The 9,269-nt window shown below is 37.3% G+C and carries 11 protein-coding genes; 9 read left to right on the top strand and 2 right to left on the bottom strand.

The window, feature by feature from the left end:
- The 9 genes from E1140_RS03980 to E1140_RS03940 all read left to right on the top strand — a co-directional run.
- Positions 1-399, top strand: a 399-nt coding sequence (locus E1140_RS03980) for an Lrp/AsnC ligand binding domain-containing protein (RefSeq protein ID WP_155179285.1), incomplete at its 5' end; no start/stop codon positions are given.
- A gap of 127 nt (positions 400-526) precedes the next feature.
- The gene (sufB, locus tag E1140_RS03975) at positions 527-1,972 is read left to right on the top strand and encodes a Fe-S cluster assembly protein SufB (RefSeq protein ID WP_155179283.1); all 1,446 of its coding nucleotides are present in this window, start codon (positions 527-529) and stop codon (positions 1,970-1,972) included.
- A gap of 59 nt (positions 1,973-2,031) precedes the next feature.
- Positions 2,032-2,790 (top strand): Fe-S cluster assembly ATPase SufC, encoded by a 759-nt coding sequence (gene sufC / locus E1140_RS03970; protein WP_155179281.1) that lies wholly within the window; start codon positions 2,032-2,034, stop codon positions 2,788-2,790.
- Between the two features lie 10 nt (positions 2,791-2,800).
- Positions 2,801-4,114 (top strand): Fe-S cluster assembly protein SufD, encoded by a 1,314-nt coding sequence (gene sufD / locus E1140_RS03965; protein ID WP_155179279.1) that lies wholly within the window; start codon positions 2,801-2,803, stop codon positions 4,112-4,114.
- Position 4,115: 1 nt separating this feature from the next.
- Positions 4,116-5,360, top strand: coding sequence for a cysteine desulfurase (locus E1140_RS03960; protein WP_155179277.1), 1,245 nt, complete (start codon positions 4,116-4,118; stop codon positions 5,358-5,360).
- A 1-nt stretch (position 5,361) separates the two neighbouring features.
- Positions 5,362-5,790, top strand: coding sequence for a SufE family protein (locus E1140_RS03955; protein WP_155179275.1), 429 nt, complete (start codon positions 5,362-5,364; stop codon positions 5,788-5,790).
- Positions 5,787-6,113 (top strand): SUF system Fe-S cluster assembly protein, encoded by a 327-nt coding sequence (locus tag E1140_RS03950; RefSeq protein ID WP_155179274.1) that lies wholly within the window; start codon positions 5,787-5,789, stop codon positions 6,111-6,113. Before E1140_RS03955 ends, E1140_RS03950 begins: the two co-directional genes overlap by 4 nt.
- Positions 6,114-6,216: 103 nt before the next feature.
- Positions 6,217-6,633: a BrxA/BrxB family bacilliredoxin gene (locus tag E1140_RS03945; RefSeq protein ID WP_155179272.1), complete on the top strand. Its 417-nt coding sequence runs from the start codon at positions 6,217-6,219 to the stop codon at positions 6,631-6,633.
- A 65-nt stretch (positions 6,634-6,698) separates the two neighbouring features.
- Entirely contained in the window at positions 6,699-7,634 is a 936-nt protein-coding gene (locus tag E1140_RS03940) for an ion channel (RefSeq protein WP_155179263.1), read from the top strand.
- Here the strand turns inward: E1140_RS03940 and E1140_RS03935 are convergent.
- Both E1140_RS03935 and E1140_RS03930 read right to left on the bottom strand, forming a co-directional pair.
- Positions 7,631-8,551, bottom strand: a complete 921-nt coding sequence (locus E1140_RS03935) for an NAD-dependent epimerase/dehydratase family protein (protein ID WP_155179261.1) — start codon at positions 8,549-8,551, stop codon at positions 7,631-7,633. The genes E1140_RS03940 and E1140_RS03935 overlap by 4 nt on opposite strands.
- Positions 8,548-9,207, bottom strand: coding sequence for a phosphoadenylyl-sulfate reductase (locus tag E1140_RS03930; RefSeq protein ID WP_185153415.1), 660 nt, complete (start codon positions 9,205-9,207; stop codon positions 8,548-8,550). The genes E1140_RS03935 and E1140_RS03930 overlap by 4 nt, the downstream gene beginning before the upstream one ends.
- Positions 9,208-9,269 lie beyond the last annotated feature (62 nt).

The following is a 9,269-nucleotide window of genomic DNA, read 5'->3' as shown; positions in this document are numbered from 1 at the left end:
AAAAAACCATATACAGAAGTCGCAAAACAGGTGTTTGTATCAGGAGGAACAGTACATGTTAGAATGAAGAAGCTCGAAGATGCAGGAATCGTAAAAGGAACTACTCTGGAAATTGATCCTACAAAACTTGGCTATGACATTACCGCCTTCATAGGCATCTTTCTTGCCAAAAGTGAATTGTATGATGACGTAATCAGACAACTAAAAGAAATACCAGAGATAATTAATGTTCATTATACCACTGGTAACTATAGTATGTTCGCCCGCATCCACTGCAAAGACACTCAACACCTTAAGGATTTGCTGCATGACAAAATCCAGAAAGTGGATGGTATAGTTAGAACAGATACAATGATTTCGTTAGAGGAGAGTATAAACAGACATATTAGCCTCACTTAGAACCAAATAAGTTTGACCTATTTCTTTATAGGGAATATCTATCCAAAAAATTGAAAAACGGGAACATCCTTCCATGAATTTTGTTGTACATTTGCAGGACAATTTGAAATTAGTCTAAATAATTCATATGAGTAAAGACAATCAAATTTTAGAAGAATTCACCTCCAAAGAGTACGAACACGGTTGGAGTATTGATATAGAGTCTGATCAGGCGCCCAAAGGATTAACTGAGGACACTGTTAGATTCATTTCTGCTAAAAAAGAAGAGCCTGAGTGGTTGCTTAAGTGGAGGCTTGATGCCTTCAAAAAGTGGCAATCAATGAAGGAACCAAAATGGCCAAATGTCTCCTACCCTGCTGTAGATTATCAGGACATTATATACTACTCTGCTCCTAAAAAGAAGCAGCAATTAGATAGCCTTGATGATGTAGATCCAGAATTGAGAGAGACTTTCAAAAAACTAGGAATATCTCTTGAGGAACAAAAAAGACTTACCGGTGTAGCTGTAGATGCTGTAATTGATAGTGTTTCTGTTGCCACAACATTTAAAGATAAATTAGGTGAGCTTGGTGTTATTTTCTGTTCGTTTAGCGAAGCAGTTAAAGAGCATCCTGAGCTTGTTAAGAAATATTTAGGTTCTGTTGTCCCTACTGGTGACAATTACTTTGCAGCACTTAATTCGGCTGTATTTTCAGACGGATCATTCTGCTACATCCCGAAAGGTGTTAGATGTCCAATGGAGTTATCTACCTATTTCAGAATAAATGCAGCAAATACAGGTCAATTCGAAAGAACCCTGATTATTGCTGATGATGCTTCTTATGTAAGTTATCTTGAAGGTTGTACGGCACCGCAAAGAGATGAAAATCAATTGCACGCGGCTGTTGTAGAAATTTATGCAGCCAAAGATGCTGAAGTAAAATACTCTACTGTTCAGAATTGGTACCCTGGCGACAAGAATGGTAAAGGTGGTATTTACAACTTCGTAACCAAACGTGGTATCTGCGCTGGAGACAATTCCAAAATATCATGGACTCAGGTTGAAACTGGATCTGCGGTAACATGGAAGTATCCATCTTGTATACTTAAAGGAGATAATTCTACTGGTGAATTTTATTCAGTAGCTGTTACCAACAATTATCAGCAAGCTGATACAGGTACAAAAATGATTCATATCGGTAAGAACACTAAATCGAGGATTGTTTCGAAGGGTGTATCAGCAGGACATTCTCAGAATAGCTATCGTGGACAGGTGCATGTTATGAAACGTGCTTCAGGTGCACGTAACTTCTCACAGTGTGATTCCTTATTGATGGGAGATCAGTGTGGGGCTCACACCTTCCCATACATAGATATTGAGAATAGTACGGCTCAGGTAGAACATGAGGCTACTACTTCCAAAATTGGAGAAGATCAGATATTCTACTGTACTCAGCGTGGTATAGATGAGGAAAGTGCAGTTGCTTTAATTGTAAATGGTTATTGCAAGGAAGTTCTGAATCAGTTACCGATGGAATTTGCGGTAGAAGCTCAAAAACTTCTGGCATTAACGCTTGAAGGGTCTGTTGGATAAACTTCAAAATTCAGCTACTCAATCAAACTAATTAAGAATAACGAACAACATAGCATATAATGTTAAAAATTAAGGACTTACATGCCTCAATTGAGGATAAGGAGATTTTGAAAGGTATTAACCTTGAAGTGAAAGCAGGAGAAGTACATGCTATTATGGGCCCGAATGGTTCTGGCAAAAGCACTTTGGCTTCTGTATTGGCAGGAAGAGAAGATTACGAGGTTACAGCGGGAAGTGCTGAATTCGGAGGTAAGGATTTATTAGAGATGGCAGCTGAAGAGCGTGCTCGTGAAGGTGTTTTTCTTGCTTTTCAATACCCTATTGAAATACCTGGTGTAAGTACTACTAACTTTATGAAAACAGCACTTAATCAGGTGCGTGAGCATAAAGGTCTTGACCCACTAGATGCTGTATCTTTCTTAAAACTAATGAAAGAGAAAATGCAATTGGTTGAAATTGACCAATCGCTATTAAGCCGTTCTTTAAATGAAGGATTCTCTGGTGGGGAAAAGAAACGAAACGAAATCTTCCAAATGGCCATGTTAGAGCCTAAGCTTTCTATTCTTGATGAGACAGACTCAGGTCTGGACATTGATGCACTTAAAATAGTAGCTAATGGCGTTAATACGCTAAAAAACAAAGACAATGCAACAATTGTGGTTACTCACTACCAGCGATTGTTAGATTATATAGTTCCGGATTTTGTGCATGTATTATACAAAGGGCGTATCGTTAAATCTGGAACAAAGGATTTAGCATTAGAGCTTGAAGAAAAAGGATACGATTGGATAAAAGAAGAAGTAGACGCTACTATCTAAAATCAAATTTATGACTGAAGTTGCAGAAAGAAGTAAGATTTTGGAAGGTCTAAATACAAGATTCTCAAGTCTGAATAACAGTTCAGACTTTCATGCTATAAGGCAAAAAGCTTTTGACTTTATTAATGAAAAAGGTCTTCCTCATCCTAAAAATGAAGAATACAAATTCACGAATGTTACCAGAATTTTAGAAAAGCAATTTGATATTTCTAAAAAATCAGGGCATGCCGTTGGAAAATCAGATGTTGATGCGCTAGTATTTGAAGGCTTAGATGTTATCAAACTGGTCTTCATCAATGGAGAGTTTTCATTAGAATTATCTGATATAGAAGAAACTAAAGGTCTGAAAATATCTTCAATAGGTAAAGCTATAGAAAGTAATGATCCTCAGTTTTTAGCGCTTTTCGGAGAGGCCACAAAAAACAACAACGATGAGTTTGCAGCTTTAAATACTGCGCTTGTTGAAGACGGTTCGTTTATTACAGTGGCTGATAATAGTATTATTGAAAAACCAATCGCTTTGTTTTTCATCAATGACGCTACCAATGATAAGAATTACACCAATTCAAGAAACCTGATTTCCATTGGTAAAAACAGCCAGGTTGATTTCCTTGAGTTATTCTCAACCAAGGGAAATAATGACAGCTTTACTAATATTGTTACTGAAATATTGGTTGATGAGAATGCACATGGCAATTATTATAAAATCCAGAATAATAATGACAACGCATCTCATATAGGCACAACACAAATACACCAAAAGAGATCCAGCGTTTTCTCTACGTATACCTTCACATTAAATGGAGGTACTGTTAGAAACAACCTTAACATAGCTGTTGACGGTGAAGGCTGTGAATCTCACATGTATGGCTTATATGTAGTCAATGGCAAAACGCATGTTGACAATCACACTGCTGCAGATCATATCAGGCCTCATTCTATGAGCAATGAGCTTTATAAGGGAATTTTAGAAGACAATGCTCGCGGTGTTTTCAATGGTAAAGTATACGTAAGGCAGGCAGCTCAAAAAACAAATGCTTTCCAGTCAAACAAAAATATTCTTTTATCAGATACCTCTACAGTTAATACTAAACCTCAATTAGAGATTTGGGCTGATGATGTAAAATGCTCGCATGGTTGCACTACTGGTCAGCTAGATGAAGATGCATTATTTTACTTAAGAGCAAGAGGTTTGAGCAAAACAAGTGCGAGAGCAATGCTCCTCTATGCTTTTGCCATTGAGGTAATTGAAAGTGTAAAATTAGAACCTCTTAAAAATTACCTCGAACATATTATTTCTGAGCGCTTACATAAAGACTTTTAGTATGACAGCAATTAGTAGCCAAGCAAAAACATTTGATATTGAAGAGATAAGAAAACAGTTTCCTGTTTTACACCAGTCTGTAAATGGTAAACCTTTGATCTATTTTGACAATGCTGCTACTAATCAAAAGCCAAAAGTTGTTATAGATGCTATCTCTGGTTATTATTCAGGTTACAATTCCAATATACACAGAGGCATTCATACGCTGGCTGAAAAAGCCACAAAAGCGTTTGAAGAAACCCGTAAAACGCTTAAAACATTTATTAATGCAAGAGAGGCTGAGGAAATCATCTTCACCAAAGGCACCACAGAAAGTATCAATCTGGTTGCCTCATCTTTTGGTCGTAAATTCCTTAATGCCGGTGATGAAATTATCATCAGCGGTCTAGAACATCACTCTAATATTGTGCCCTGGCAATTGATTGCTGAAGAAAGAGGTGCGAATATCAAAGTTATTGAAGTTAAAGACGATGGTTCTTTAGATATTGATCAATACAAGTCATTGCTTTCAGATAAAACCAAATTAGTTGCTGTAAATCATGCTTCTAATAGCCTTGGAACCATTAATCCTGTAAAAGAAATTATTGATGAGGCACATAAAGTTGGAGCTAAAGTCTTGATTGATGGCGCTCAGGCTACTGCTCATCTTGACATAGATGTACAAGCTTTAGACTGTGATTTTTATGCCATTTCAGCACATAAATGCTATGGACCTACTGGTACTGGAGCGCTGTATGGAAAACGTGAATTATTAGAGGCCATGCCTCCTTATCAGGGTGGTGGTGAGATGATCAAAGACGTTAGCTTTGAGAAAACCACATTTAATGACATTCCATATAAGTTTGAAGCAGGCACACCAAACATTGGTGATGTAGTGGCTTTCAAAACAGCACTTGATTTCATTACCGAGTTGGGAAAAGACAATATAGCTCAACATGAAGACGAGCTATTAGCTTACGCCAAAGAGAAAATTCAGAAAATCAAAGGTGTTAAAATCATTGGCGATGCAAAAGATAAAGTAAGTGTATTGTCTTTTATTGTTGACGGAATTCACCCTTTTGATATTGGCCAGATGCTAGATGCTAGCGGAATAGCTGTAAGAACGGGACATCATTGTACTCAACCTTTAATGGATAGGTTTGAGATTGAAGGAACTGTTAGAGCTTCATTCTCGGTTTATAACACCAAACAAGAAATTGACAAAATGATCGAGGCACTTGATAGAGTTGTCAAATTCATGAAATGATATGTCCATAAAAGAAAAACAAGAAGAAATTATAGAAGAGTTTGCCATTCTTGAAGGGGATATGGAAATGACCAATTTCTATGTTATGGAATTAGGCCAGAAGTTACCATCAATGAATGAAGCTGACAAAACCGATGATAACATTGTAAAAGGTTGTCAATCTAAAGTATGGCTTACTGCTGAATTAGACGGTGATAATATTACCTACCATGCTGACAGTAATACGGCTATAACCAAAGGACTGGTGAGTTTGTTGGTTAGAACATTTTCCGGACAAAAAGTGAACGATATTCTTAATGAAGAGGTTTATTTTCCAGAGCGCATTGGCATGGAAAGATTTATTGGAACGCAGCGCTCTAACGGCTTTGCAGCAATGATAAAACAAATGAAGCTTTACGCATTAGCCTTTAAAAGTAAGATTGAATCATGAGTGAGACTAAAGAAGCTGAATTAACATTAAGAGATAAGGTTTTAGAAGCATTGAAAAATGTTTATGATCCTGAAATCCCTGTTGACGTATATGAACTTGGATTGATCTATGAGATCACTATACACCCTGTTAACAGTGTATATGTGCTTATGACACTAACCTCACCTAACTGCCCTGCGGCTGAGACAATTCCTGCAGAGGTTGAGGCCAACATTAAAAAGATTGAAGGTGTAAATGATGTGAATGTAGAAATCACCTTTGATCCACCCTACTCACAAGATATGATGTCAGAGGCAGCGAAACTCGAACTAGGTTTTTTATAAATTCAAGACACTAGATTTAAGAAATAAGATAATTAAACAATAAAAATCAGAGTCCCAGTACTTGTTACTGATTACTAAATACTAACTACTAATTATAAATAATATGTATCCAGAAGAACTAGTAGCCCCAATGAGAGTTGATTTAACTTCAGTTGGTTTTACAGAATTAAAAACCGGTGCGGATGTAGACAACCATCTTACCGATCATAAAGGAACTACTTTAATGGTTATCAACTCTGTGTGTGGTTGCGCAGCAGGAGCAGCAAGACCTGGTGTTAAATGGGCTGTACAAAACTCAGACAAGAAGCCAAATAATCTTACTACAGTATTTGCTGGCGTTGACCAGGAAGCAGTAGCAAAAGCAAGACAATACACATTGCCTTATCCTCCTTCTTCTCCTTCTATAGCTTTGTTTAAAGATGGTGAATTGGTTCATTTTGTTGAAAGACATCATATTGAAGGAAGAAATGCAGAAATGATCGGCAATCACTTGTTAGAAGTATTCAACGAGTATTGCTAATTCTAACAAGAAATAATTAATTTAAAACCCTGACCTCAGCTGACGTCAGGGTTTTTTATTTTTACATGGCAAAAAGAAAAGTTACACAAGATCCAGGCACCGGAACCGCCTATAACTATAACTCCAAAAGAGTTATTAATAAAAATGGATCTTTTAATGTGATAAAAAGAGGTCTGGGTTGGAGTTATAGAAACACCTACCAGGCGTTAATTAAAATGTCCTGGTCACGATTCTTTTTGATCATTTTTAGCTATCTGTTTGCGATCAATGCATGCTTTGGACTATTAATCGCATTGATCGGTGTTGATGGTCTTTCAGGAATAACCCCTGTCAACTTCGTCAAAGACTTTTTACATGCTTACTACTTTAGCTTTCAAACCTTCACTACCGTAGGCTATGGTGCCATTGCACCCCAGAGTGACATATTACATGTGATAGCAATAATAGACGCCATTGCAGGCTGGCTGAGTTTTGCATTGATTACTGGTATTCTTTATGGTAGATTCTCAAAGCCATCAGCCAGATTATGGTTTAGCGAAAAAGCGCTTGTAGCACCCTACAGAGATGGTATCAACAGTCTACAATTCAGGATTGCCAATATGAGAAAAAGCACACTCATTGAAATGGAAGCATCGCTGATATTAATGACCATTGGTCAAAAAGATGGCAAACCAATTAGGCAATTCACTCCATTAGATTTGGAAAGAGAGCGCATTCTGTTTTTCCCTCTTAACTGGACCATTGTTCACCCAATTGATGACAAAAGCCCATTGCATGGAAAGGGTAAAGAAGATTTTGCTAAAATGCAGACTGAACTGTTAATACTCATCAAAGGATTTGATGATACCTTTAGCCAGACTGTTCATGCACGGTACTCATACACTTTTGATGAAATAGTGTGGGGTGCCAAATTTGTTTCTGCCTACTCCACTGGTGAATCAGGAGACGAAGTAATTGATTTTGACAAAATGGATGTTTATGAAGATCGGGAACTGCTTTAGAAACTCAGATGGTTTCTAAACTCTATGATCTCATCTTTAAATGATTTAGAAGTATCAATACCCAGCTTGCTGTTCAGCTCATCATTTGGTTGTATTCTCAGTTCGCGGAGCTTCAAATGTTGATTCACAAATATGAATTCCAATTCAGGGATCAACTCTTTAAGCACATCTACAATATCTAACACAACAAGATCTCTGGCCACCAGGTTATAAGTACCAGAACCCATTGTATTGTTTAAAAGACCAGCTAAAGCCTTTGATATCTGGTCGATATGAATGAATGATCGGTGCTGTCTTCCATCGCCATTAATAGTAATTTTTTTATTGAAGTTAGCTTCAAATACAAACTTATTAATCACGGCATCGAAGCGCATGCTTTTACTATAACCATAAACATTTCCACATCTAAGTATGTGAGTCTCAATCTTATCATTCAGCCTACTTACGTGCTCTTCACCACGCATCTTAGAAATACCATAGAAGGTCTTAGGATTTGGCACAACCTCCTCTCCTACACCTTGCTTTGATGAACCATATACTCCAGTACTGCTGGTATAAACAAACTTATTTACATTACTATTTTCTACCGCGTAGACCAGTTCAGCGGTTCCCCAATGGTTTACCTGCTCAAAAAAATGTGGGTCAGTATTGGCGAAGGGCGTAGTCACTTTGGCTGCTAAATGGTAAACAACATCAACACCATCTAATACCTTTTTCAGTTGACGCGAATCAAGTAGTTCACCTTTTATGAAAGTCACTTTTTCATAATTATTCATTTTACCATTAATGAATAAATTATAATTACTGCGACTCAGATTATCAAAGACAATAACCTCCGATACGTCTTGCTGTTGAGCCAATTCATAAACTAATTCTGTACCTATATATCCGGCTCCGCCAGTGACTAATATTCTCATTTACTTACTAAATCTGTATGAAGACCACATTCTGTTTTATTCATGCCATACCATCTTGCTTCTCTCTCCATCATTTCAGGATCAACCTTTCTTGTACAAGGCTCACAGCCAATACTCAAATATCCATTAGACTCAAGCGGATGTTTTGGTAGGTCAAACTCTTTCTGGTATTGGTAAATACTTTTAGCATTCCAATCGAGCATCGGGTGAAACCTCACTGTACCATGTGGAGCTGGCTGTTCCACTTTCATAGTCTTACGCACGGCACTTTGATCTGCGCGCACCCCATTAATCCACACATCATGGCGAAGGAGTAAATTATCTACAGGTTGGGTTTTATTAAGATAGCAGCAATGATCAGGATCGCTGGCAAATAATAACCTTCCCTCACTATCGCGCTGCATAAACTTCGGAACATCTGGCCTAAGGTCAATAAGATTTTTCAAACCAAATTCTTCAACAACCTTATCTCTAAATGCAACAGTTTCAGGAAAATGATATCCGGTATTGATAAATACTATTGGAATGGAATTGTCTATCCTACTTAAGATGTGGAGCAGCACCAAACTATGCGATTGAAACGAGGAAGTGGTAAATAACTTTTTATCCTTCTGCATATAACTTTCAATAGCACTTTTTATCTCTTCGAAATTCAAATTACTCCCGTTTTAGGTTGCCAAAGATATTCAAACGCTTTTCAATTGGAAATAATTTGTAT

It is taken from the genome of Fulvivirga lutimaris (assembly GCF_009711525.1).
Taxonomy (GTDB): domain Bacteria; phylum Bacteroidota; class Bacteroidia; order Cytophagales; family Cyclobacteriaceae; genus Fulvivirga; species Fulvivirga lutimaris.
The sequence above is the reverse complement of the archived record's forward strand: the minus strand, read 5'-3'. Positions and strand labels throughout refer to the sequence as shown.

Coding starts and splice junctions, on each gene's coding strand:
- sufB (WP_155179283.1), top strand. CDS start 527: ATGAGTAAAGACAATCAAATTTTAGAAGAATTCACCTCCAAAGAGTAC.
- sufC (WP_155179281.1), top strand. CDS start 2,032: ATGTTAAAAATTAAGGACTTACATGCCTCAATTGAGGATAAGGAGATT.
- sufD (WP_155179279.1), top strand. CDS start 2,801: ATGACTGAAGTTGCAGAAAGAAGTAAGATTTTGGAAGGTCTAAATACA.
- E1140_RS03960 (WP_155179277.1), top strand. CDS start 4,116: ATGACAGCAATTAGTAGCCAAGCAAAAACATTTGATATTGAAGAGATA.
- E1140_RS03955 (WP_155179275.1), top strand. CDS start 5,362: ATGTCCATAAAAGAAAAACAAGAAGAAATTATAGAAGAGTTTGCCATT.
- E1140_RS03950 (WP_155179274.1), top strand. CDS start 5,787: ATGAGTGAGACTAAAGAAGCTGAATTAACATTAAGAGATAAGGTTTTA.
- E1140_RS03945 (WP_155179272.1), top strand. CDS start 6,217: ATGTATCCAGAAGAACTAGTAGCCCCAATGAGAGTTGATTTAACTTCA.
- E1140_RS03940 (WP_155179263.1), top strand. CDS start 6,699: ATGGCAAAAAGAAAAGTTACACAAGATCCAGGCACCGGAACCGCCTAT.
- E1140_RS03935 (WP_155179261.1), bottom strand. CDS start 8,551: ATGAGAATATTAGTCACTGGCGGAGCCGGATATATAGGTACAGAATTA.